The following is a 22,850-nucleotide window of genomic DNA, read 5'->3' on the forward strand; positions in this document are numbered from 1 at the left end:
ACTCGGGAAGCGCCTGCGCCTGCAGCGCTCGAACACCCGCGACAGGGCCGGCACTGCCCGCTCAGCCCAGCCCGAGCAGCGACTTGGCTTCTTCGCGCATCTGGACCTTGCGGATCTTGCCGGTGACCGTCATCGGGAACTCGTCGACCACGTGCACGTAGCGCGGGATCTTGTAGTGCGCCAGCTTGCCCGCGCAGAACTCGCGCACCCGCTCCGCGGTCAGCTCCTCGGCACCCTCGTGCAACCGGATCCAGGCCATCAGCTCCTCGCCGTAGCGCTCGTCCGGAACGCCGATGACCTGCGCGTCCAGCACGTCCGGGTGGGTGTGCAGGAACTCCTCGACCTCGCGCGGGTAGACGTTCTCCCCACCGCGGATCACCATGTCCTTGATCCGACCGGTGACGCTGACGTAGCCGTCCTCGTCCATCTCCGCCAGGTCTCCGGTGTGCATCCAGCGTGCCGCGTCCAGCACCTCCGCCGTGCGCTCCGGCTCCCGCCAGTAGCCGAGCATCACCGAGTACCCGCGGGTGCACAGCTCGCCCTGCTGCCCGCGCGGCAGCACCAGCCCCGTCTCCGGATCGACGATCTTGATCTCCAGGTGCGGTCCGACCCGGCCGACCGTGCTCACCCGGCGCTGCAGCGAATCGTCCGCGCGGGTCTGCGTGGACACCGGGCTGGTCTCGGTCATCCCGTAGCAGATCGCGACCTCGGTCATGCCCATCCGGTCGATGACCTGCTTCATCACCTCCACCGGGCAGGTGGAGCCCGCCATGATCCCGGTGCGCAGCGAGGACAGCTCGTAATCGGCGAACCCGGGCAGGTCCAGCTCGGCGATGAACATCGTCGGCACCCCGTACAGCGCGGTGCACCGCTCGTCCTGCACCGCCCGCAGCGACGCGGCCGGGTCGAAGCCCTCCGCCGGGATCACCATCGCCGCGCCGTGGCTGGTGCAGGCCAGGTTGCCCATCACCATCCCGAAGCAGTGGTAGAAGGGCACCGGGATGCACACCCGGTCCTGCTCGGTGTACCCGCACAGCTCACCGACGAAGAACCCGTTGTTCAGGATGTTGTGGTGCGACAGCGTCGCGCCCTTCGGGAAGCCGGTCGTGCCCGAGGTGTACTGGATGTTGATCGGGTCGTCCGCGGTCAGCTCCGCGCCAGCCGCGACCAGCCTGCCCCGGTCGCCCTCCGGGCGCGGCAGCTCCTGCCACTCGGCGCCGTCCAGGAACACCGCGCGCTCCAGCTGCGGGCAGCGGTCGCGCACCTGCTCGACCATGTCCGCGTAATCGCTGCCCTTGTGCTCCCGCGCGGCCACGAGCAGCCGGATCCCGGCCTGCTGCAGCACGAACTCCAGCTCGTGCACCCGGTAGGCCGGGTTGATGTTCACCAGCACCGCGCCGATCTTGGCCGTCGCGTACTGCACCAGCGTCCACTCGGCCCTGTTCGGGGCCCAGATGCCGACCCGGTCCCCCTTGCCGATGCCCGCGTCCAACAGCCCGATCGCCAGCGCGTCCACCTCGGCCAGCAGCTCCCGGTAGGTCCACCGGCGCCCGGTGGCGCACTCGACCAGCGCATCCCGCTCGGCGAACCGCGCCGCGATGCGGTCCAGGTTCGCGCCGATCGTGTCGCCGAGCAGTCCGACCTCGGACGTCCCGGACGAGTAGCTGAGCAGGGGCGGGGCGGAATCCAGCACGACGGCCTCCCGAGGATCCGGAAACGTGACGCAGGACACCAGATCCTGCCGAACGCGAGCGCCGTTCGCCAAGGGGCGGGTCCGGTACGCCGGGATTCGCCGCGCGGGCGGGTCGGGCATACTGCCGACCGTGCGTGCCTGCGTCGTGGATTCCTTCGCCGACAACCCGTTCGGCGGCAACCCGGCCGGTGTGGTGCTGCTGGACGCCCCCGCCGAACCCGCCTGGATGCGCTCGGTGGCCGCCGAGTTCAAGCACTCCGAGACCGCGTTCGTCGTGACCGGGACCCCGGGCGACGATCCGAAACCGCTGCGCTGGTTCACGCCGACCGCCGAGGTCCCGCTGTGCGGGCACGCCACGCTGGCGGCGGCGCACGTGCTCGGCGGCGAGCAGCGGTTCGACACCGCCAGCGGCGTGCTCCACTGCCGCAGCACCCCGGACGGCTGGATCGAACTGGACCTGCCCGCCGACCCGCCGGAACCCGCCGAGCCGCCGGACTGGCTGGCCAAGGCGCTGCCCGGTGTCGACGTGCTGGCCACGGCCCGCAGCGCCACGAAACTGCTCGTGCTGGCCGGATCGGCCGCCCAGGTGCGGGCTGTGGTGCCGGAACTCCACGTGCTCACCGGCATCGGCGGTTCGGACGTGATCCTCACCGCAGCGCCGGACCGGCCGGAGGTGGACTTCGTCAGCCGGGTCTTCGCACCGCACGTCGGCATCCCGGAGGACCCGGTGACCGGTTCCGCGCACTGCGCGCTGGCCCCCTGGTGGGCCGCGCGCCTGGACCGGACCGCGCACGGCAGCGTCCTGATCGGCGAGCAGGCGTCCGCCCGCGGCGGCACGGTCCGCGCGGTGCTGCGCGGGGACCGCATCGGCCTGCACGGCCGCGCGGTCACCGTGCTGGACGGCGAGCTGCGGGTCTAGACCCCGTTGCTGGCAGGCTGGTGATCATGCGACTTCTGCTGAACCTGATCTGGCTCGTGTTCGGCGGCCTGGTCATGGCCCTGGGCTACGCCTTCGCCGGACTGCTGCTCGCGATCACCGTCGTCGGCATCCCGTTCGCCATCGCCTCGCTGCGCACCGCCCGGTTCGCACTGTGGCCGTTCGGCCGCCGGCTGGTCGACGACCCCGGCTCCGGAGGCTGGAGCACCGTCGGCAACCTGCTCTGGCTGGTGCTGGCGGGCTGGTGGCTGGCCCTCGGGCACATCACCGCAGGCATCGCCAGCTGCCTGACGATCATCGGGATCCCGCTGGGCATCGCGCACTTCAAGCTGGTGCCCGTCTCCCTGCTGCCGATGGGGAGGCGCATCGTGGACACCGACGACGCCTACGCCCTGCTGCGCCGCTGACGCGGGCCGCGCGGGGCGCGCGGGGCGGCTAGCGCGTGCCGCGCGGCTACCCGGCGCATGCCGCGCGGCGCCGTCGTGCGCGTGCCGCGCGGGCGCCTCCGGGAACGTCAGGCGTCGAACGGCGTCAGCACCCGGTCCACCAGATCGGCCACCGACCCCACCACCTTCGTCGGGCGGTACGGGTAGAGCTCGGCGGTGTGCTCGTCGGAGATGCCGGTCTTGACCAGGATCGTCTGCAGCCCCGACTCCAGCCCCGAGCGCACATCGGTGTCCATCCGGTCGCCGATCATCAGCGTGTTCTCCGAATGCGCGCCGAGGTGGCGCAGCGCCGAGCGCATCATCAGCGGATTCGGCTTGCCCACGTAGTACGGCGCCCGCTTGGTGACCCGCTCGATCAGCGCGGCGACCGCACCGGTCGCAGGCAGCGTGCCCTCCGGGCTGGGCCCCTTCTCGTCCGGGTTGGTGGCGATGAACCGGGCACCGTTCTCCACCAGGCGGATCGCCTTCGTGATCGCCTCGAAGCTGTAGGTCCGGGTCTCGCCCAGGATCACGTAGTCCGGATCGCGATCGGTGAGCACGTAGCCGATCTCGTGCAGCGCGGTGGTCAGCCCGGATTCGCCGACCACGAACGCGGAACCGCCCGGCCGCTGCTGCACCAGGAACTGGGCGGTGGCCAGCGCCGAGGTCCAGATCGACTCCTCCGGGATGTCCAGACCGCTCGCCTGCAATCGTGCGCGCAGGTCACGCGGGGTGTAGATCGAGTTGTTGGTGAAGACCAGGTACGGGATGCCGTTCGCGCGCAGGTCCGCCAGGAACCGGTCGGCCCCGGGGACCATGTGCTCCTCGCGGACCAGCACGCCGTCCATGTCCATCAGGTACGTCCACGGTGATGTTTCGCTCACGCCCCCGATGATCCACCGGACACCGGGTGGATGGCCACTTCGGTCGCCTTGATCACGAACCAGACCCGGTCACCGGGGCCGAAACCGAGATCGGCGACCGCACCGGGCGTGACGTCGGCCGCCAGCGCCGCCTCCCCCGCAGCGCCGCGCACCCGGACCACGTCCCCGCGCGGTTCCAGCCCGGTCAGCCGCACCGGGATCGCGTTGCGCGGACTGCCGCGCGGCGGCTCGGGGTGCACCGCCACGGCCGACGGCGCGAAGACCGCGGCCGCCCGCTCCCGCTCACCGACCGGTTCGGCTTCCCGCCCGGTGACCAGCACGTCGCCGCTGCGCACGCCGTCGGGCGTGGCCGTGCCGGTGACGAGGTTGAGCCCGGCGATGCGGGCGGTGAACGGGTCCTGCGGGCGGCTCAGCACCTGCCGGGTCGGGCCCTGCTCCACGATCCGCCCGCCCTGCAGCACGACCAGCCGGTCGGCCAGCACCACCGCGTCCAGCACGTCGTGCGTGACCAGCACGGTCGGTGTCGCCTGCTCGCGCAGCACCCGGTGCAGCAGTCCGCGCACCGCGGGAGCGGCGTCCACGTCCAGCGCGGCCAGCGGTTCGTCCAGCAGCAGCAGCCGCGGCTCGGCGGCCAGCGCCCGGGCCAGCGCGACGCGCTGCGCCTGCCCGCCGGACAGCGCGCCCGGCCGCCGGTCCGCGAGCTCGGCGGCCTCCACTTCGGACAGCCAGCGCCGGGCGGTGGTGCGCGCAGAGGCCTTGCGCACGCCCGCGGCCCGCGGTCCGAACGCCACGTTGTCCAGCACGGACAGGTGCGGGAACAGCAGCGCGCGCTGCGCCAACAACCCGACCCGGCGGCGGTGCGTGACCAGTTCGACCCCGCGCTCGACGTCCAGCCAGTCGGTACCGTCCAGCCGCACCGCACCCCGTTGCGGGCGCAGGTCCCCGGCCAGCGCACCGAGCAGGGTGGACTTGCCCGCGCCGTTCGGGCCGAGCACCGCCAGCACCTCGCCCGGCTGGACGTCGATCGCGGCGTCGAGCGCGAATTCACCGCGGTGCAGCGAGATCTCGGCGTGCAGTCCGTTCACAGCCGCCCCTCCGCCGCCTTCGGTCGCGCGACGACGACCACCACGAGCGCCACCACCACGAGCAGCAGCGACATGGCCACCGCCGCGTCCACATCGGACTGCGCGGCGGTGTAGATCGCCAGCGGCAACGTGCGGGTGGACCCTTCCAGGCTGCCCGCGAAGGTGATCGTGGCGCCGAACTCGCCCAGTGCCCGGGCGAAGGTGAGCACCAGGCTCGATCCCAGCGCCGGGACCAGCAGCGGCACCGTGACCCGCCGGAACGCCGCCCACGGACCGGCGCCCAATGTGGCGGCCACCCGCTCGAAATCGCTGCCCGCGCTGCGCAGCGCGCCTTCCAGCCCCACCACCAGGAACGGCATGGCCACGAACGTCTGGGCGAGCACGACGGCGGTGGTCGTGTATGGCAGCTGCCACCCGGCCGCGGCCAGCGGAGCACCGAGCAGCCCGGTCCGGCCCAGCAGGTACAGCAGCGCGAGACCGCCCACCACCGGCGGCAGCACCAGCGGCAGCAGCACCAGGGCGCGCACCACCCGCAGCCAGCGCCCGCGCGAGCGGGCCAGCACCAGCGCCAGCGGGGCACCGAGCAACAGGGACAGCGCTGTGGACAGCAGCGCCGTCTGCACCGACAGCCGCAGCGCGTCCAGCGCGGACGAGCTCAGCAGCAGTTCCGGGAGCCGCAGCGGGTCCACCTCGGCCAGCAGCCCGACGACCGGCAGCACCACCAGCGCCAGGCCGAGCAGCGCCGGCACGTGCAGCACCGCGGGCACCGCCGCCGGGCGCGCGACCGGGCGCCGCGTGATCACGGCGCTCCGAATCCGTTGCGCTCCAGCACTTCCCGGCCTTCCGGTCCGCGCACGAACTCGGTGAACTCGTCGGCCAGCCCGGGTTCGGGGGCGCCGCGCAGCGTGACGATCGGGTACTCGTTGATCGCCCGGCCGGACTCGGGGAAGTCCACGGTCTGCACCGCCTCACCCGCGGCCTGCGCATCGCTGACGTAGACCAGCCCGGCGTCGGCCTCCCCGGCGATCACCTTCTGCAGCACGGACTTCACGTCGTTCTCCTCGCTGGCGGGCTGGATGGAGACCCCGGCCGCACGCGCCACTTCGGCGGTGGCCGAGCCGCACGGCACATCCGGTTCGCAGATCACCACCGAGCGGTCCCCGGTCAGATCGGCCAGCGAGCGCACCTCCGCGGGGTTGCCCGGCGGCACCGCGATGGTGAGCCGGTTGGTGGCGAAGGTCTGCGACTGCCCGTCCGCGGCACCGGTTTCGGTGACCTTGGCCATGTTCTCCTCATCGGCGGAGGCGAACACATCCGCGGGCCTGCCCTGGTCGATCTGCTCGGCCAACGTGGACGAACCCTGGTAGTCGAACCGGATCCGGACCCCCTCGTGCTGCTGTTCGAAGCGCTGCCCCAGCTCGTCGAACGATTCGGTCAACGAGGCGGCGGCGAGCACGGTCAGCTCCTGGCGGCCCTGCTCGCCGGACTGCCCGCAGGAGGCGAGCAGCAGCAGCCCGACCGCGACCGCGGCGCACGTCCTGATCTTGACCATCACGAACCCTCTCCCGGTGTCTCCACCACGACGTTGGTCGACTTGACCACGGCGACCGCCAGCACTCCCGGCTGCAGGCCCAGTTCGGTGACCGCCTCGGTGCTCATCAGCGAGACCACGCGGTGCGGACCGCACTGCAGTTCCACCTGGGACATCACCCGGTCCGAGACGACCTCGGTGACCAGGCCGACCAGCCGGTTGCGCGCCGAACGCCCCACTCCGGAGGGGTCGGGGGCGGAACGCGCCTGCGCGCGGGCGAACTCGGCCAGCGCCGCCCCGTCCACGACCATGCGTCCGGCGGCGTCACGGCCCGCGGGCAGCAGCGCGCCGTCCACCCAGCGGCGAACGGTGTCATCGCTGACCCCGAAAAGGTCGGCGATCTCGGCGATCCGGTATTGCGGCACGAGAACCGACACTACTGCCGCACCTACGGCCGGATCCAGGGATACTGGACCGCAGCTGCGTAACGATACGTCCGATCCGGAGCCCGGCGGGGTCCGATTCGCCCGGACCGCGGAATCGATAACCCGCGGGCCGGCGCGTTAGGGTCGACGCGTGACCGCGGTGGACCTGGGAATTCCGTCCGTGCAGAGCACGGTCGACATGGCAGCGCGCCCGGACACCCCGGAGCTGGTGGACCGGTTCGGCCGGGTGGCCCGGGATCTTCGCGTCTCGCTGATCGACAAGTGCAACCTGCGCTGCACCTACTGCATGCCCGCCGAAGGGCTGCCCTGGCTCAAGCGCGCGGAGCTGCTGGACACCGCGGAAATGGTGCGGCTGATCCGCATCGCGGTCGAACAGCTCGGGGTGACCACGGTCCGGTTCACCGGCGGCGAGCCGCTGCTGCGCAAGGACCTGGTGGACATCGTGGCGGCCACCTCGGCGCTGCCCTCCGCACCGAAGACCTCGCTGACCACCAACGGGATCAATCTCGGCGACTGGGCCGCCCAGCTGGTCGATGCCGGGCTGGACCGGGTCAACGTCTCGCTGGACACCTTGGACCGGCAGGTGTTCCGCGAGCTCACCCGCCGCGACCGGTTCGACGACGTGCTCGCCGGGCTACGCGCGGCCAAGGACACCGGGCTGGAACCGGTCAAGGTCAACGCCGTGCTCATGCGCGGCACCAACGAGCACGAAGCCTGCGATCTGCTGCGCTACTGCATCGAGCACGGCTACCAGCTGCGGTTCATCGAGCAGATGCCGCTGGACGCCCAGCACGAGTGGGACCGCGCGCAGATGATCACCGCCGAGGAGATCCTGCAGCTGCTCGGCACCGAGTTCACCCTCACCCCGCACACCGCCGAGCGGGGGTCGGCGCCCGCCGAGCGGTGGCTGGTGGACGGCGGTCCCGCCACGGTCGGCGTGATCGCCTCGGTGACCAAGCCGTTCTGCGCCGCGTGCGACCGCACCCGGCTCACCGCCGATGGCCAGCTGCGCTCCTGCCTGTTCTCCACGACCGAGACCGATCTGCGCGGCCCGCTGCGCGACGGTGCGGAGGACGCGGAGCTGATGCGGCTCTGGCAGGCGACGATGTGGGCCAAGGCCGCCGGGCACGGCATGGACTCGGGCGAGTTCGCCCAGCCGGACCGGCCGATGAGCGCGATCGGAGGCTGAGCCGATGACCACCGCACCCGAGCTGGAGAGCGTGGCCGTCCTGGTCCGCTACTTCGCGGGGGCGCGCGCCGCCGCGGGCACCGCCGAGGAGCGGATCCGGGTGCCCCGGCCGGACGGCGGTGCGGTGACCGCCGAGGACGTGATCACCACCGCGCTCGCGCAGCACGGCCCGCAGCTGGCCCGGGTGGTTCCGGCGTGCAGCTTCCTGCTGGACGGTGTGGCGGTGCGCGACCGGAGCGTGCCCGTCACCGACGGCGCCGAGCTGGACGTGCTGCCCCCGTTCGCCGGCGGCTGATCCCGGCCGCAGCAGGGCGCGCACACCTCCGCGGCCGCCTGCCGAGGAACCCGCCGACTCGGGTTCTGCACCTTCTTTATCCGCGCGCGTGCGGGTGCGCGCGCGTGCGGATACCTCATGATCCGGCGTGTCGGTACGCACTCATTCGAGTGATTTATGCCATGCGCTCAGCCCGATGTCGATCTTGATGTCCGTTGCGCCTCCTTCGTCGGAGTTGTGCATCACACTCAAGTGGCGGCGAAACGACTACGCTTCGCGTCTATCCCGACCCCGATCAGTGACCGCGGTCGCCTGCGGAAAATTCCGACATAACGGCCAGACCCCGGCGGCGATCGACTGCGCGACGCCTGCGATAGCAGATACGCGAGCGAAACGAAGTGGTGACCCACGCCTCACTGACGGTGATCGATATCGGCCCGAAAACGAACCGATAACAACGCTCTGATCAGCACAAACACCTCGGATCGAAGCACCCGTACCACACGTTACTGTGGCTACCGTCACAGCGGATGGGATTTTCGATCTGCTCAACGGTTACGTAGTGTCGCTCCTCGGTCGGCCCCGAACCGATCAGCAAGGAGCCGGGAGCCCGCAGCGCCGCACCCTGTCCGGCGGGCATCCCAACCCCGAAACCGAACACACCGGACAGGGACGAGGACCGCCGAGGGGCGCCCCGAAGCTCCCGGTGGCGGTCGGCTCCCCCGAGCCGATCGAGGCGGCACCGGATCCGAAACCGGACCCGGGCGGCACCTCGCAGGTGCGGCAGGAGAGAGACATGGCTCGCTATAAGGGCAAGCACCGCAAACCTTCCAGTACCGGCCGGTCCGCGGCCCGCGTGGCAGTCGCCGGCGCAGTGATCGCAGCCCCGATCGCGATCACCGCCCCGGTCGCCAGCGCTGCGGACTGGGACGCACTCGCCGAGTGCGAGAGCAGCGGCGACTGGAGCATCAACTCCGGCAACGGCTACTACGGCGGACTGCAGTTCTCCGAGTCGACCTGGTCCGCCTTCGGTGGCGACCAGTACGCCTCCAGCGCGCACGAGGCCAGCCGCGAGCAGCAGATTTCGGTCGCCGAGAAGGTGCTCGAAGCCCAGGGCTCGAACGCCTGGCCGGGCTGCAGCGCCAAGACCGATTGGGCCAGCGGCAGCACCAGCGTGAGTGCCGAAGGCTCCACCGGAGCTTCCGGCCAGGAGAGCGCGCAGCAGGAGGACAGCTCCGCGCAGTCCGCACCGCAGGCGTCCGTCCAGGCCGAAGGCGGCGACTACACCGTCCAGAACGGCGACACGCTGAGCAAGATCGGTGAGAAGTTCGGCGTCGACTTCAACGACATCTTCGAGAGCAACAGCGGCGTCCTGGACAGCCCGGACAAGATCTTCCCGGGCCAGCAGCTGGAAATCCGCTGACGCCGGACGCGAAACCCGGTGCGGCACGTGCCGTACTCCCCCGACACGGCACGTGCCCCACTGCCTGGGACCCCACCGCACGCCCCCAGCGGTGGGGTCCCTCCCCTTTCAGCTGCGCTTCCCGCGGACGCGGCTGCGCCGCTCGTGCGGCAACACCAACCCGGCATGCGGCCCCCGGCTCGAAAGGGCGGAATCCGACTCGAAAACCCGTGCCGCTGGCCGGGATCGGCATCGGGCGGTCAGGGGCAGTTGACCCATTCCTGGTCACCGTCGTCGAAGACCTGGCGCTTCCAGATCGGTAGGCGCCGCTTGACCTCGTCGACCAGTTCCGAGCACGCGGCGAACGCCTGCCCGCGGTGCTCGGCGGCCACCGCGCAGCCCAGCGCGACGTCGCCGATCGCCAGCAGACCCACCCGGTGCGCGGTGGCCAGTCCGCGCACCCCGGGGAACGTTCCGGCGATGTCCTGCGCGACCTGCGCGATCACCTCTCCGGCGCTGGGATGGCCGACGTACTCCAGTTCGCGGACACCGCGCCCGCCATCGTGATCGCGCACGACGCCGTCGAAGGTCACCACGGCTCCCGCCGCGCGGTGCTCGACCAGCTCGGCCAGCTCCGGCACCGAAACCGGCTGCTCGGTCACCTCGGCGCGCAGCACGGCCGCATCGCCGTGGTGGTGACCGGGTTCCCTCCCGCCGCCGGAACTCTGATGACCACCGCCGCCGGAACCCGAACGGCTACCGTCGGCGGGCCCCGGGTGATCGTCACCGGAGCCCGGGTGGTCACCGCCGCGGAGCTGGTCGACCGCGTGCGCCAGCACGCCGTCCAGCACCTCCAGGCCATCGCGCACCCCGCCGGTCGACCCGGGCAGGTTCACCACCAGCGTCGTGCCGGCGACCCCGGCCAGCCCGCGGGACAGCACCGCCGTCGGCACCTGCGGCAGCCCCGCGGTACGGATCGCCTCGGCCAGGCCGGGGATCGGGTGGTCCAGCACCTGGGCGGTCACATCCGGCGTGCGGTCGGTGGGGTTGATCCCGGTGCCCCCGGTGGTGATCACCACGTCCGCGCCCTCGGCGACGGCCTCGCGCAGCAGCTCGCCCACCGGTGCGCCGTCCGGGACCACCGCCGGGTCCGGGGTGTCGTAACCGCGGGCACGCAACCATTCGGCGATCACCGGACCGGTGCGGTCGGCGTAGACCCCGGCCGCGGCGCGATTCGACGCGGCGATCACCCGAGCTGTCCCGGTCACAGCTGCCTCCTCGGCGGTCACGATGACTCGCGCGTCCAGGTCCCGGTCTTGCCGCCTTCCTTGCGGTGCACGCAGACCTCGTCGAGCACCGCCGCGGGATCGACCGCCTTGACCATGTCGTGCAGCGCCAGCCCGGCCCCGGTGACCGCGGTCAGCGCCTCCATCTCCACGCCGGTGCGGTCGGTGGTGCGCACGGTGGCGGTGATCCGCACCTCGTCGACGCCCGGATCCAGCTGCACCTGCGCGCTGGACAGGGCGATCGGGTGGCACAGCGGGATCAGGTCGGGAGTGCGCTTGGCCGCCATGATCCCGGCGATCCGCGCGGTGGCCAGGGCATCGCCCTTGGGCAGCCCGTCGCGCCGCAGCAGGTCGACGACCTCGGCCGAGGTGCGCAGCACGCCACCCGCGACCGCGGTCCGGGCCGTGGCGTCCTTGTCCGAGACATCGACCATGCGCGCGGCACCGGTGGAATCGACGTGCGTGAGCTCGTCCTGCGCCATACCCCGAGCTTAGTCCTTCACGCGGCCGGCGGACCGCGCACCTCGGCGGCCGCGCAGTCCCTAGTACTCGGCGTCGTCGGCCATCGACCAGGGCAGCCCGGTGCCGCCGCCGGCCTCCGGCTCGGCGGGCTTGCTCGCGATCGCGACCCGCTTGACCGCATCGGCCACCGCCGGGGAGACGGTGGAGTCGAACACGCTCGGCACGATGAACGAGGCGTTGAGCCGCTCGCCGTCCACCACGTCGGCGATGGCGTTGGACGCGGCGATCATCATGTCGTCGGTGATCTCGTGCGCGTGCGCGTCCAGCAGCCCGCGGAACACCCCGGGGAAGGCGAGCACGTTGTTGATCTGGTTCGGGTAGTCGCTGCGCCCGGTGGCCACGACCTTCGCGTGCTTCTGCGCTTCCAGCGGATCCACTTCCGGATCCGGGTTGGCCAGCGCGAACACGATCGCGTCGTCGTTCATGCCCGCCACGTCGTCCGCGGCGAGCAGGTTGGGCGCGGACACGCCGATGAACACGTCGGCACCGCGGACCGCGTCGGAGAGCTCACCGGTGCGGCCGTCGACGTTCGTGCTGGCCGCGATGGAGCTCAGGTTCGGATCGTCGTCCGCGCGGCCGGTGTGCACGATGCCGTCGATGTCCACCGCGATGATGTCCGCGGGGCTCTTCTGCTGCAGCAGCCGGATGATCGCCGACCCGGCGGCGCCGACCCCGCACACCACGATGCGGCAGTCGCGGATGTCCTTGTCCACCACGCGCAGCGCGTTGCGCAGCGCACCCAGCACGACGACGGCGGTGCCGTGCTGGTCGTCGTGGAACACCGGGATGTCCAACTTGTCCCGCAGCCGCTCCTCGATCTCGAAGCAGCGCGGCGCGGCGATGTCCTCCAGGTTGATCCCGCCGTAGACCGGCGCGATGAGCTCCACGGCGCGGATGAGCTCCTCGGTGTCCTGGGTGTCCAGGCACACCGGCCAGGCGTTGACACCGGCGAACTTGCGGAACAGCGCCGCCTTGCCCTCCATGACCGGCAGCGCGGCCTCCGGGCCGATGTTGCCCAGCCCGAGCACGGCCGAGCCGTCGGTGACCACGGCCACCGAGTTGCGCTTGACGGTCAGCCGCCGCGCGTCCTCCGGGTTCTCCGCGATCGCGGTGCACACCCGGGCGACGCCGGGCGTGTAGGCGCGGGAGAGGTCGTCGCGATTGGTCAGCGCGACCCGGGACTGGACGTCGATCTTGCCGCCGAGGTGCACCAGGAAAGTCCGGTCGGAGACCTTGCGCACCCGCACACCGGGCTGCGTTTCCAGCACCTTGGTCACGTCGTCCGCGTGGTCGGCGGACAGCGTGTTGCAGGTGATGTCGACGACGATCCGGTCGGCGTAGGACTCGACCACGTCGAAGGCGGTGATCACCCCGCCCGCACGGCCGATGGCACTGGTGAGATCACCCGCCGCGGTCGTGGACGGCGGCGCCTCGACGCGGACGGTGATGGAGTAACCCGGACCGGGTACCGGCATGACAAACCCCTGAGGAGCGAGAACGGCTGCGTGCTGGGTGGCGCGGTCCGGCGGTCACGCGCGTGCGCGCACCGCCGGATCGGCTCGACCACCCGGCGCGCAAGGCCATCCGGCCCACCAAGCGATCGAAACTTCACCCGTCACGAAAAAGCTTAGAACTTTTCCGGGAGCGGTCCGCGACCGGTCCGGTTACCGGTCGGTTTCGATCGCCGGGGCGATCACTTGTTGATCTCGGTGACCGGGTGCTCGTACGGGACGGTTTCCGCGGACATCGGGAACGCCAGCTCGCCGAACGGGGACAGCGCGCCCTGCTTGTCGGACACGAACTCGCTCACCGCATCCTTCGGATCCGGCAGCTTGGGCCAACTCGGGTCGATGCGCTCGTGCTTGCTCTTGCCGGCCACGTCATCCTCCTGGGCAATCCGGCGACGTTACTGCGTCCAGTTTGCCGGACCGCGCGCAGCACGCGGGCCCAGGGGCGCGCGCCGCAGGCGGTGTACGCGACGGATCTCACACGGCGATCCGCGCAGTGACCGGACGAACACCTCCGGCGAGCACCTCGTCGCGGCGCTCCGCGGCATCGCGCCGCGACGGCTCGGTATCGTTGCGGGGATGGCTGACTTGGCGGACTGGCTGCGGGGCCGCAGCGACGAACAGCTGGTCGCACTGCTGCGCGCCCGGCCGGATCTCGCCACCCCGTCCCCGGCGGACACCGCGGTGCTGGCCACCCGGGCGGCGGTGCGCTCCTCGGTGGCGCGGGCGTGCGAGGACCTGGACTCGTTCGCGCTGTCCGCGCTGGAAGCGCTGGTGTTGCTGGACGCGGACACCGCGCCCGTCGCACCGGCCGACGCGGCCGACCTGCTCGGCGAGGACGTCACCGAACCGCAGCTGCGGCGGACAATCGACGAGTTGCGCGCGCTGGCCCTGGTCTGGGGCGAGGAGGAGCTGCGCATCCCGCAGACCGCCCGCGAGGTGCTGCCCTCCTTCCCCGCCGGGCTCGGCAGGCCCGCGGCCGAGCTCACCTCGGACGGTGCCCGCGCCGCGCTGGACGCGATGGACGAAGCCGAGCGCGAGCTGGTCGGCAAGCTGGCGGGCGACTCCCCGTTGGGCCGCACCAAGGACGCGGGCAAGCAGGTTCCGCTGGACGAGGCGCAGAACCCCGTGCAGCGGCTGCTCGCCCGAGGACTGCTGCTGCGGCACGACGCGGAGAACGTGGAACTGCCCCGGCAGCTGGCTCTGGCGGTGCGCGGTGACCGGCCGATGGGCGAGATCGAGGCGCTGGAACCGGTTCCGGAGGTGGTCGAGCGCGGCCGGGACGTGGTGGACGAGACCGCCGCCGGTGCGGTGCTGGAACTGCTGCGGCACGTGGAAGGCCTGCTGCACGACTGGGGCGAGGACCCGCCGGATGTGCTGCGCTCCGGCGGTGTCGGGGTGCGCGACCTGCGCCGCACCGCGAAAACCGTTGACGTGGACGAGAACCGGCTGGCGCTGCTCGTGGAGCTGGCCGCCGGGGCGAACCTGATCGCCAACAGCGAGGGCGCCGCACCGCGCTGGGTACCCACCTACCGGTCGGACAACTGGCTGTCCGCGCCGCCGGAGCAGCGCTGGGCGCTGCTCGCGCAGACCTGGCTGGACCTGCCGCGGCTGCCCGGGCTGGTCGGCGCGCGGGACGAGAAGGACCGGCTGATCGGGCCGCTGTCCGAGGAGCTGCGCCGGCCGGTGGCGCCGCAGGACCGCAGGCGAGTGCTGGACTACCTCGACGAGCTGCCCGGCGGCTGCGGTGTACCGCCGAGCTCGGTGCGCCGCGTGCTCACTTGGCGCACCCCGCGGCGTGGCGGGCGGGTGCGCGACGACCAGATCCGCTGGGCGCTGGGCGAAGCCACCGCGCTGGGGATCGTGGCGCTGGACGCGTTGACCGGCGCGGGCCGGGCGCTGCTGTCCGACGGGTCCGCCGAAGCCGCCCGAGCACTGGGCGCGGCACTACCGGAGCCGCTGGACCACGTGCTGGTGCAGGCGGATCTCACCGTGGTCGCACCGGGCCGGCTGGAACCGGACCTGGCCGCGGAGCTGAAACTGGTCGCCGACGTCGAATCCGCGGGCAGCGCAACGGTGTACCGGGTCAGCGAGGCCAGCGTGCGCCGCGCGCTGGACGCCGGGTACTCCGCCGACGACCTGCACGCGCTGTTCCGCGACCGCTCGCGCACCCCGGTGCCGCAGTCGCTGACCTACCTCGTCGACGACGTGTCCCGCAAGCACGGCAGGCTGCGCGCCGGGACGGCTGCGGCCTTCTTGCGCTGCGACGATCCCGTGCTGCTCAGCGAAGTCCTGGCCAAACCGGGCACCGAGGACCTGCAGCTTCGGCGCATCGCACCGACCGTGCTGGTCAGCCAGCTCCCGCTCGCCGACGTGGTGGACGGGCTGCGCGAGGCCGGGTTCACCCCCGTCGCGGAAGGACCGGACGGCAACGTGCTCGACCTGCGCACCAGCGGCCACCGGGTGCGCGGCGGCAACCGCACGACGCGGGCACCGGTGCAGCACCTGCCCGGGCCGGAGCAGCTAGCGGAACTGGTGACCCAGCTGCGCGCCGGAGACCGGGCGGGCACCGCGCGGCGCGGCAGCACCGTCACCCCGGAACGCGGCAGGCCGAGCGCGGAGGCCACGCTGCGCCTGCTGCGCGACGCCGCGACCCAGGAACGCGACGTGTGGCTGGGATTCGTGGACACGCACGGGGTGCGCAGCCAGCGCGTGGTGCGCCCGGTGACCGTGGGCGGCGGCATCCTGCGCGGGCGGGACGCGGACAACGGGGAATCGGGCGACTTCCCGCTGCACCGGATCACCTCGGTCGCGCTGATCGAGGACTGATCGCGCGGGAAACCGCCTGCGGTGCGCGGCTTCCGCGCGGCTCAGTGGCCGACGGTGGCCATCCGCTGCCGCATGGCGTGCTCGACCAGGGTGATCAGCGCCTTCTTCGTCGACTCCCGGTTGCGGGCGTCGCAGCCGATCATCGGCACCGACTCGGAAATGGTCAGCGCCTCGCGCACGTCCTCCATGCGGTGGTGCATCACGCCGTCGAACGTGTTCACCGCCACGATGTAGGGCAGCTCCCGGTCGTCGAAGAAGTCGATCGAGGCGAACGCGTCGGCGAGCCGGCGCGTGTCGACCAGCACCACGGCACCGATCGCACCGCGCACCAGGTCGTCCCACATGAACCAGAACCGGTGCTGGCCCGGTGTTCCGAACAAGTACAGGATCAGGTCCGAGTCCAGCGATACCCGGCCGAAGTCCATCGCCACCGTGGTGGTGACCTTGCCCGGCGTCGAACTGAGGTCGTCGACCCCGACGCTGGCCTCGGTCATCACCGCTTCGGTGGTCAACGGAACGATTTCGGACACCGATCCGACGAATGTCGTCTTCCCGACCCCGAAGCCACCGGCGACCACGATCTTCGTCGAGGTCTTCTGCTGGTCGCCCGTCGTCGATCGGGGGTCAGAGCCTGCGAAGCCCACTGAGCACCCTTTCCAAGAACTCCATGGACGGCCGATCACCGACGACCATGCCACTGTCGTGAATCAGGACCAGGCCGTCACCGGCCATATCGCCGATGAGCACCCGAACCACGCCCAGCGGGAGCCGGAGGTGGGCCGCCACCTCCGCCACCGAGCGGGCTTCCAAGCACAGCTCGGAGATCGAGCGGTGCTCCTGCCTGGCCTGCGTCGCCTGAGTGCGTCCGCGTTCGCTGGTCGTGACCAGCGTTTCGATAGCAAGATCATAATCGGTCCGCGTCCGGCCCCGCGTTCGGGCGTAGGGCCGCACGAGCGAACCGCTGTCGTAGCCCTCCGGCGCTTCCTCCTCCTCGCCGCCCGGAATCGCCGGCATGGAGCCGGAAATCGACGGCATGGACTGCGAAATCGCCGACATGGGCTGAGAAATCGAGGGCATCGACACCGACGGCGGCCCGGAACCGCTGTCCTGCCGGGATCGCTGCTGCTCGCCGGGGTCCTCGGCGGCCGCCTCGTAGTACCCCGAACCGAACAGGTCCGCGCCGGGGCCGCCGAACAGCGCGCGGTCGTAACCGCCGTCGGACCCGCCCGACGGGTCCTGGGCGCGGCCGCCCGCGGAATCGGCACCGGCGAAGTCGTCCTGCCAGGAATCGGCGCCGAGCCGCTTGTTGTAGAGGCGGAACAGATCACCGTCCCATTCGGACCCCGAACCGGTGCTCATCGCGCGCTCTCCTCAGCTCTGCCCATCTGCGGTCACCGGCGGACCGAACCCTGCAGTTGAGCGCGCAGTTCCGGGGTCAGCTGCCTGCCGACCCGCTCCACGAGCAACGTCATCTCGTAGGCCACCAGACCGATGTCCGCATTCGGCGCGGCCAGCACCGCCAGGCAGGACCCGTCGCTGATCGCCATGAGGAACAGGTAGCCCTGCTCCATCTCCACGACGGTCTGCGTGACCTCGCCCGCCTCGAAACAGCGCGCTGCGCCCTGGGTGAGGCTGACCAGACCGGAGGCCACCGCGGACAGCTGCTCCGCGCGGTCGCGCGGCAGCCCTTGCGAACCTGCCAGCAGCAGGCCGTCCGCGGAGACCACCACCGAGTGCGCCACGCCTGGCACGCGGCGCACGAAGTCGGTGATCAGCCAACTGAAGCTGTTGCTGCTCATCGATTGCTGCACGGGCCCGTTCACTCCTGCTCCTCGGGACGGCTCGGAATCTGGGGGGACTCGTCGGCCTCAGCGGAATCCGCCTTGGAGTGCCTGCCCCGCCGGATCCCCTGCTGGAAGTTCGCCATCCGGCCGCGAACCGCGTCGGGGGTGCGGGTCTCGGTCGGCTTGCGGGTGTTGGACTGCGTTTTCGGTGCGGCCGAGCCCGGCACGAGCTTCGACTTGGGCACCCGCTTGGGCAGCCCGGCCGCGGTCGTCTCCTGCTCTTCCTCGGACTGCTGGGACAGCAGCGCTTCTGCGGCGCGCCAACCGACGTCGGCGGAGCCCCAGCCGGGATCGGGTGCCGTGGTGCGCGGGACCTCCTCGGTCTCGTCCGGCTGCGGGACGGACTCCTGGGGATCCTCGGTCGGGAACGACTCGGCGGGCACCTGGTCGGCGAACCCTGCGGTCGGTTCCGCGGCCGGGCGCGGCGGTTCGGCCGCGGGCACCGGATCGTCACCGCCGTCGGACTCCCGGAACCACTGCGACAGGACCGCTTCGTAGATCGGCAGTCGCTGCGTCGGCGCGTCGTCCATGTCCCAGCTGGCCCCTCTCGACTCGTCGTCGGCGGCCGCGGGCGCGGGGACTCCGGTGTCGTCCGCGGAGACGGACGCGGGAACCGGTGGCCCCGACGCCGACGGCTGCCGACGGATTCCGCTCTCGGCGGGCGTGCCCACCTCGTCGGCGGAGCCGTCCAGGGCCTGGTGGGCACCGTTGTGCGCACCGCCGTCGAGCAGGTCCGCACCGCTGAACCCGGTGGCGAACTGCTGGGTCTTCTCCGCCTCGAACGGGCTGTGGAACAGGTCCGCGGGCCCGTCCAGACCGGGCGGGGTCCCGCACTCGCCGTCCAAACCGGGCGGCGCCTCGGCCGGCACGACCTCCTCAGCGGGCCACTCCTCCGCGCGGACCTCGTCGTCGCCGGGCGTTTCCGGATCGTCCTCCCACTGCGGGACATCGCCCGCGCCGAACGAGGAGGATTCCCCGGCGGACACCGTCACCGAGTACGGCGCGGCCGGTGCCGCGGGCTCCGCGGCCGGGAAGCCCGGTTCCGGTGCGCCGCTGCGGTTGTCGAACAGGTGCTCGCCGGACTCCTCCAGCGCGGACAGCGGCGCCCGCTCGGTGGGCGGCTCGACGGGGGCGGCACCACCGCGCCCGAAGGCCGCGGCCAGGCCGTTGTGGCTGCCGGTCTCGCGCAGCGGGTCGCGCTCCTCGACGACGGCGTCCCGCGGCAGGTCCGGCATCGGCTTGGGCCCGTCCGGGGTCAGCTGCACGACCTGTTCGCCGGACAGGTGCACCGTGGCGGTGGCCCCGCCTTCGAGGTCGTCGTTGTTCTGCAGCTGCACGGTGATGTCGTGCCGGCGCGCGAGCTGGCCGACCACGAACAGCCCCATCCGCCGGGAGACGGCGACGTCGATGTCCGGCGGCCGGGTGAGCCGGTCGTTGATCTCGTCGATCTCGTCGGAGTCGATGCCGACACCGCGGTCGCGGATCTCGACCACCAGCTCCTGCCTGCGGTACGCGGTGCGCACGCTGACCTCGGTGTCCGGGTTGGAGAACACGGTGGCGTTCTCCAGCAGCTCGGCGACCAGGTGCACGAAGTCGTTGACCACGCGGCCCTGGATGCCCAGGTCCGGCGAGTCGACGATGGCCACGCGCGCGTACTGCTCCACCTCGGAGACCGCCGCGCCGAGCACCTCGTTGAGCGGGACCGGCTTCATCATCCGGCGGGTCAGTTCGGTGCCGCCGAGGATGAGCAGGTTCTCGTTGTTCCGCCGCATCCGGGTCGCCAGGTGGTCCAGCTCGAACAGGCTGGACAGCTGGTCCGGATCCTGCTCGTCCTGCTCCAGCCGGTCGATGAGCGACAGCTGGCGCTGCACCAGGGTCTGGCTGCGCCGGGCGAGGTTGACGAACAGGTCGTTGATGTTGGTGCGCAGCAGGGCCTGCTCCGAGGCGAGGCGCAGCGCCTGCTGGTGCACGGCGTCGAAGGAGCGGGCGACCTGGCCGATCTCCTCGTCGGTGTGCACCGGGACCGGCGGAACGGACACCCGGTTGGCCGCCGACGGGCTCTCGTTCACCTGCTTGATGGCGTCCGGCAGGCTGCCTTGCGCGATCTCCAGCGCGCCGTACCGCAGCGTCCGCAGTGGACGGAGCATCGAGCGGGCGATGAACGCGGCGACGCCGAAGGCCAGCACCAGCAAACCCACCACGATCCCGCCGTCGCGGATCGCGGCCCACTGGGCGGACGAAGCGAGCTCGTCGGCCTCGGTGCGGAGATCGTCGATCATCCGTTCCTCCACGGAACGGACCAGGTCGGTGCGCACGCCCGCCTGCTGGCCCCAATCCTGGGCGTTGATGCCCAGCGGCAGGTCCTCGTCGTCGGCGATGAGCGCTTCCTGCAGCAGCTGCTCGGAGCGGTCCACCTCCGCGCCGGCCACCTCCGCGGCGTAGTACGCCTGCTGCGCGGGGCTCGCGGAGTTGAGGAACTCGCCGTAGGCGGCCTCGTAGCGCGCGGTCGCGTCGCGGACCTCCTCGGTCTCGCCAGCGACGAAATCGCCGCGCATGGCGGCCCCGAGCAACAGGGAGCGCTGCTGGGCGAGCTGCTCCTTGGCGCGGCCGACGGATTCGGTGGCCCGCACGGTCTGCATCACCGGGGTGTTGGCGGCCGCGGCGGACACCGCTCGGTCGATCTGCAGGATCGAATCGATCACCGAGTTGTAGGCCACCAGGGTCTGCGATCCGGTGAACGAACCACTCACCGTGCCGCGCAGCGCATCGAGGCTGTCCAGCCGGTTCACCGCGCCCTCGTAGGCGCCGCGCACCTCGGGCGCGAACTCGGCGGCCTCCGCGTCGAACTCGCGCAGCTGCGCGATGGCGCCGTCGACGCGCTCACCTTGCTGCGCGAGGTTCTCGTCGCCGCCGCCCGCGTTGGCGAACGTGACCGCGTAGTCCCGCTCCCGCTGGAGTTCGTGGGTCACGGCCGAGGCCTGCTGGGTCAGTTCCACCTGCTCGACGATGGCGTTGAGGCTGGACGCGGTGGCCAGGCCGTCGTACACGCGGACGCCGCCGACACCGAGCGCGGCGAGCGTGGGGACCAGCAGAACGGCGGCCATCTTGTACCGGAGGCGCCAGTTCCGCAGTCGCCACGTGCTGGAGCCGTCGGCAGCGGATTGCTCCGGTGGCGCACTGGCTGCGGTCCCGGGGTCGTTGTTGAGCATCCCTGTTTCCTGCGCTGCGGCGGACATGTGCGACACCACCACGTCTTCAGTCGTCCTTCCCCGTCGCGGTGGTGTTGGTCGTCGTGTTGCGGACCAGCGTGCGGACAGCGTGCCCGCGGGGGAGGGCGGCAGCGCAGCGCACGGACGAGCGGGCCGTCGATGCCCCGACTCGGCTGGTCGAGACGCCGCGGGCCCTGCCCCAGTCAGCCGGGCTTGCCATCACACTCCCTGGTCACAAGCTGGTTATCCCCCGAGCAGAGGCGGTCACCTCGACGGGCGAGACTATACTTAACGGCGCGTCACAAGTCAGGCCCCCAAAGCTGAACATCCTCACTCGGAGGAGTGGTCTAGACAACAGATCGGCTGGAAGTGTGACGACGCCCTAGTTACACCTGGTTGTCGGTGGTGGTCAGCACCTTCTAGGGTTCATGTGCACTCCGCCCGCCAGGCCCCTGGGAGACCTGATGCCGCGCCGCAGGGCCGTGGACCGGTCGGCGACGCTTCGCCGCCTCCCGGTTCTGCGCGCACGCGCGGTGCCCACCACGGCACTGTCCACAGTGCAGGCTCCCGCGTCCCTGGCTGACGCCCCGGGTGCGCCGGCAGTGCCGCCGGCTGCTGCGCCGTCCCGAACACAGCTCCCGAAGCCGACGCCGAACCGCCACGTCGCACCCGACGCGAGGAGGAACCGATGAGTCCGATGCCCAGTGCCATTCCGCGCAGAAGCCTGTTCAAGATCGCCGGCGGTGCCGTCGCCGGCGGTGCTGTGCTGGGCACGAGCGGATGCGGACTCCTCGGCGGGGCGGAATCGGCCGACGGCGGCAACGGCCAGGTGGAGAAGGCGAACCTGCGGGTCGGCGCGCTGCCCATCAACGACCTGGCGCCGCTGCACCTCGGCGTGCGCAACGGCTTCTTCGAGCAGGAGGGCCTCAGCGTCGAGATCGTGAACGCCTCGGACGGCGGCGCTGCGCTCAGCGCGACCATGGGCGGTCACTACGACATCACCTACAGCAGCTACGTGCCGTTCTTCGCCGTGCAGGCCCAGGGCGTCAAGGACCTCAAGATCGTCGCCGACTGCGCGTCCGCGGCCAAGAACACGACTGTGATCATGACCGCACCGGACTCCGACGTCGAGGACGCCAAGGACCTCGCGGGCAAGACGATCGCCATCTCCGGTCCGAACACCATCTCCGAGCTGCTGGTCAAGGCCACGATGAGCGCGCACAGCGTGGATCCGAACACCGCGGAGTACTCGCCGATCCCGTTCATCAACATGCCCGCGGCGCTGGAGCGCGGCGACGTGGACGCGGCCATCCTCACCGAGCCGTTCCTCACCCAGGCCGCGCGCGACTCGAACGCGGTGCCGGTGGTGGACACCGCGACCGGCCCGCTGGAGGACCTGCCGCTGACCGGGTACGGCGCCACGGCGGAATTCTGCGAGCAGAACCCGAAGACGGTGGCCGCCTTCCAGCGCGCGATGGACCGCTCGGTCGCCGCGTCCCAGGACCGCGCCACGATCGAACCGCTGCTGCCGGACTTCGCCAAGATCGATGCGGAGACCGCGGCGATCATCACGCTGCTCAACTTCAACTCGCGCGCCGACGCCACCCGCCTGCAGCGGGTGCCGCGGCTGATGAAGGAGCACGGCTTCATCGCCGAGGACCTGGACGTGGCCGGCATGATCGTGCCGCACCCGGAAAGCTGACCAGGCCGGACACCGCCAGGACCGGGTCCACCGCGCGTCGAGGGACGGGCGTTTCGCCGGAAAAGGCACGATTCGCCCGAAACG

Annotated in this window: 21 protein-coding genes; 7 read left to right on the plus strand and 14 right to left on the minus strand. The window is 71.5% G+C overall.

From position 1 onward, the window contains the following. Positions 1-61 precede the first annotated feature (61 nt). The gene (locus IQ251_RS06175; protein ID WP_228046252.1) at positions 62-1,690 is read right to left on the minus strand and encodes an AMP-binding protein; all 1,629 of its coding nucleotides are present in this window, start codon (positions 1,688-1,690) and stop codon (positions 62-64) included. Positions 1,691-1,823: 133 nt separating this feature from the next. Between IQ251_RS06175 and IQ251_RS06180 the strand changes: the two genes are divergently transcribed. Continuing rightward, positions 1,824-2,612, plus strand: coding sequence for a PhzF family phenazine biosynthesis protein (locus tag IQ251_RS06180; protein ID WP_193927477.1), 789 nt, complete (start codon positions 1,824-1,826; stop codon positions 2,610-2,612). A 26-nt stretch (positions 2,613-2,638) separates the two neighbouring features. Beyond that, positions 2,639-3,037 carry a YccF domain-containing protein gene (locus tag IQ251_RS06185; protein ID WP_193927478.1) on the plus strand — a complete coding sequence of 133 codons (399 nt, stop codon included), beginning with the start codon at positions 2,639-2,641 and terminating at the stop codon, positions 3,035-3,037. A 107-nt stretch (positions 3,038-3,144) separates the two neighbouring features. Here IQ251_RS06185 and IQ251_RS06190 read toward each other — a convergent pair whose 3' ends face one another. From IQ251_RS06190 to IQ251_RS06210, 5 genes are read right to left on the minus strand one after another with little or no spacing between them, the layout of a single operon-like run. Beyond that, the gene (locus IQ251_RS06190) at positions 3,145-3,909 is read right to left on the minus strand and encodes an HAD-IIA family hydrolase (protein WP_193927620.1); all 765 of its coding nucleotides are present in this window, start codon (positions 3,907-3,909) and stop codon (positions 3,145-3,147) included. Positions 3,910-3,935: 26 nt separating this feature from the next. After that, positions 3,936-5,024: a sulfate/molybdate ABC transporter ATP-binding protein gene (locus tag IQ251_RS06195; RefSeq protein WP_193927479.1), complete on the minus strand. Its 1,089-nt coding sequence runs from the start codon at positions 5,022-5,024 to the stop codon at positions 3,936-3,938. Next, positions 5,021-5,791 carry an ABC transporter permease gene (locus tag IQ251_RS06200; protein ID WP_193927621.1) on the minus strand — a complete coding sequence of 257 codons (771 nt, stop codon included), beginning with the start codon at positions 5,789-5,791 and terminating at the stop codon, positions 5,021-5,023. Before IQ251_RS06200 ends, IQ251_RS06195 begins: the two co-directional genes overlap by 4 nt. 32 nt (positions 5,792-5,823) lie before the next feature. Next, a complete protein-coding gene (modA, locus tag IQ251_RS06205; protein WP_193927480.1) occupies positions 5,824-6,576 on the minus strand; it encodes a molybdate ABC transporter substrate-binding protein in 753 nt (250 codons plus the stop codon). Continuing rightward, positions 6,576-6,980 carry a TOBE domain-containing protein gene (locus IQ251_RS06210; protein WP_193927622.1) on the minus strand — a complete coding sequence of 135 codons (405 nt, stop codon included), beginning with the start codon at positions 6,978-6,980 and terminating at the stop codon, positions 6,576-6,578. Before IQ251_RS06210 ends, modA begins: the two co-directional genes overlap by 1 nt. A gap of 151 nt (positions 6,981-7,131) precedes the next feature. Here IQ251_RS06210 and moaA point away from each other — a divergent pair, with 151 nt between their 5' ends. The 3 genes from moaA to IQ251_RS06225 all read left to right on the plus strand — a co-directional run bounded on the left by moaA (position 7,132) and on the right by IQ251_RS06225 (position 9,887). Then, positions 7,132-8,190, plus strand: a complete 1,059-nt coding sequence (gene moaA / locus IQ251_RS06215) for a GTP 3',8-cyclase MoaA (RefSeq protein WP_370591231.1) — start codon at positions 7,132-7,134, stop codon at positions 8,188-8,190. Between the two features lie 4 nt (positions 8,191-8,194). Beyond that, positions 8,195-8,485 (plus strand): MoaD/ThiS family protein, encoded by a 291-nt coding sequence (locus IQ251_RS06220; RefSeq protein ID WP_193927481.1) that lies wholly within the window; start codon positions 8,195-8,197, stop codon positions 8,483-8,485. A 775-nt stretch (positions 8,486-9,260) separates the two neighbouring features. After that, a complete protein-coding gene (locus IQ251_RS06225; protein WP_193927482.1) occupies positions 9,261-9,887 on the plus strand; it encodes a transglycosylase family protein in 627 nt (208 codons plus the stop codon). Between the two features lie 239 nt (positions 9,888-10,126). Here IQ251_RS06225 and IQ251_RS06230 read toward each other — a convergent pair whose 3' ends face one another. The 4 genes from IQ251_RS06230 to IQ251_RS06245 form a co-directional block, all read right to left on the minus strand. Further along, positions 10,127-11,134 (minus strand): molybdenum cofactor biosynthesis protein MoaE, encoded by a 1,008-nt coding sequence (locus IQ251_RS06230; protein WP_193927483.1) that lies wholly within the window; start codon positions 11,132-11,134, stop codon positions 10,127-10,129. A gap of 17 nt (positions 11,135-11,151) precedes the next feature. Then, positions 11,152-11,634 carry a cyclic pyranopterin monophosphate synthase MoaC gene (gene moaC / locus IQ251_RS06235; protein WP_193927484.1) on the minus strand — a complete coding sequence of 161 codons (483 nt, stop codon included), beginning with the start codon at positions 11,632-11,634 and terminating at the stop codon, positions 11,152-11,154. 60 nt (positions 11,635-11,694) lie between these two features. Then, positions 11,695-13,149, minus strand: a complete 1,455-nt coding sequence (locus IQ251_RS06240; protein WP_193927485.1) for an NAD-dependent malic enzyme — start codon at positions 13,147-13,149, stop codon at positions 11,695-11,697. 218 nt (positions 13,150-13,367) lie between these two features. Beyond that, entirely contained in the window at positions 13,368-13,553 is a 186-nt protein-coding gene (locus tag IQ251_RS06245) for a hypothetical protein (protein WP_193927486.1), read from the minus strand. A 208-nt stretch (positions 13,554-13,761) separates the two neighbouring features. Here IQ251_RS06245 and IQ251_RS06250 point away from each other — a divergent pair, with 208 nt between their 5' ends. Further along, complete coding sequence (locus IQ251_RS06250; RefSeq protein WP_193927487.1) at positions 13,762-16,011, plus strand: helicase-associated domain-containing protein; 2,250 nt, start codon at positions 13,762-13,764, stop codon at positions 16,009-16,011. Between the two features lie 41 nt (positions 16,012-16,052). On the opposite strand, the gene IQ251_RS06255 is transcribed toward IQ251_RS06250, so the two are convergent. The 4 genes from IQ251_RS06255 to IQ251_RS06270 are packed head-to-tail and all read right to left on the minus strand — an operon-like array spanning position 16,053 to position 21,091. Next, positions 16,053-16,655, minus strand: coding sequence for a GTP-binding protein (locus IQ251_RS06255; RefSeq protein ID WP_193927488.1), 603 nt, complete (start codon positions 16,653-16,655; stop codon positions 16,053-16,055). Next, the gene (locus tag IQ251_RS06260; protein WP_193927489.1) at positions 16,636-17,370 is read right to left on the minus strand and encodes a DUF742 domain-containing protein; all 735 of its coding nucleotides are present in this window, start codon (positions 17,368-17,370) and stop codon (positions 16,636-16,638) included. The genes IQ251_RS06255 and IQ251_RS06260 overlap by 20 nt, the downstream gene beginning before the upstream one ends. Positions 17,371-17,402: 32 nt before the next feature. Continuing rightward, positions 17,403-17,810 carry a roadblock/LC7 domain-containing protein gene (locus tag IQ251_RS06265; protein WP_193927490.1) on the minus strand — a complete coding sequence of 136 codons (408 nt, stop codon included), beginning with the start codon at positions 17,808-17,810 and terminating at the stop codon, positions 17,403-17,405. Between the two features lie 20 nt (positions 17,811-17,830). After that, complete coding sequence (locus IQ251_RS06270; RefSeq protein WP_228046199.1) at positions 17,831-21,091, minus strand: sensor histidine kinase; 3,261 nt, start codon at positions 21,089-21,091, stop codon at positions 17,831-17,833. A gap of 661 nt (positions 21,092-21,752) precedes the next feature. Between IQ251_RS06270 and IQ251_RS06275 the strand changes: the two genes are divergently transcribed. Beyond that, entirely contained in the window at positions 21,753-22,766 is a 1,014-nt protein-coding gene (locus IQ251_RS06275) for an ABC transporter substrate-binding protein (RefSeq protein WP_193927491.1), read from the plus strand. The last annotated feature ends 84 nt before the right edge of the window (positions 22,767-22,850 follow it).

Source organism: Saccharopolyspora montiporae (assembly GCF_015209505.1).
GTDB lineage: Bacteria > Actinomycetota > Actinomycetes > Mycobacteriales > Pseudonocardiaceae > Saccharopolyspora > Saccharopolyspora montiporae.

Excerpts from the sequence above, each read along its gene's own strand:
- IQ251_RS06250 (WP_193927487.1), top strand. The coding sequence starts at position 13,762 with ATGGCTGACTTGGCGGACTGGCTGCGGGGCCGCAGCGACGAACAGCTG.
- IQ251_RS06270 (WP_228046199.1), bottom strand. The coding sequence starts at position 21,091 with ATGTCCGCCGCAGCGCAGGAAACAGGGATGCTCAACAACGACCCCGGG.
- IQ251_RS06185 (WP_193927478.1), top strand. The coding sequence starts at position 2,639 with ATGCGACTTCTGCTGAACCTGATCTGGCTCGTGTTCGGCGGCCTGGTC.
- moaC (WP_193927484.1), bottom strand. The coding sequence starts at position 11,634 with ATGGCGCAGGACGAGCTCACGCACGTCGATTCCACCGGTGCCGCGCGC.
- IQ251_RS06265 (WP_193927490.1), bottom strand. The coding sequence starts at position 17,810 with ATGAGCAGCAACAGCTTCAGTTGGCTGATCACCGACTTCGTGCGCCGC.
- IQ251_RS06190 (WP_193927620.1), bottom strand. The coding sequence starts at position 3,909 with ATGGACATGGACGGCGTGCTGGTCCGCGAGGAGCACATGGTCCCCGGG.
- IQ251_RS06220 (WP_193927481.1), top strand. The coding sequence starts at position 8,195 with ATGACCACCGCACCCGAGCTGGAGAGCGTGGCCGTCCTGGTCCGCTAC.
- IQ251_RS06225 (WP_193927482.1), top strand. The coding sequence starts at position 9,261 with ATGGCTCGCTATAAGGGCAAGCACCGCAAACCTTCCAGTACCGGCCGG.
- IQ251_RS06275 (WP_193927491.1), top strand. The coding sequence starts at position 21,753 with ATGAGTCCGATGCCCAGTGCCATTCCGCGCAGAAGCCTGTTCAAGATC.
- IQ251_RS06260 (WP_193927489.1), bottom strand. The coding sequence starts at position 17,370 with ATGAGCACCGGTTCGGGGTCCGAATGGGACGGTGATCTGTTCCGCCTC.
- IQ251_RS06240 (WP_193927485.1), bottom strand. The coding sequence starts at position 13,149 with ATGCCGGTACCCGGTCCGGGTTACTCCATCACCGTCCGCGTCGAGGCG.
- modA (WP_193927480.1), bottom strand. The coding sequence starts at position 6,576 with ATGGTCAAGATCAGGACGTGCGCCGCGGTCGCGGTCGGGCTGCTGCTG.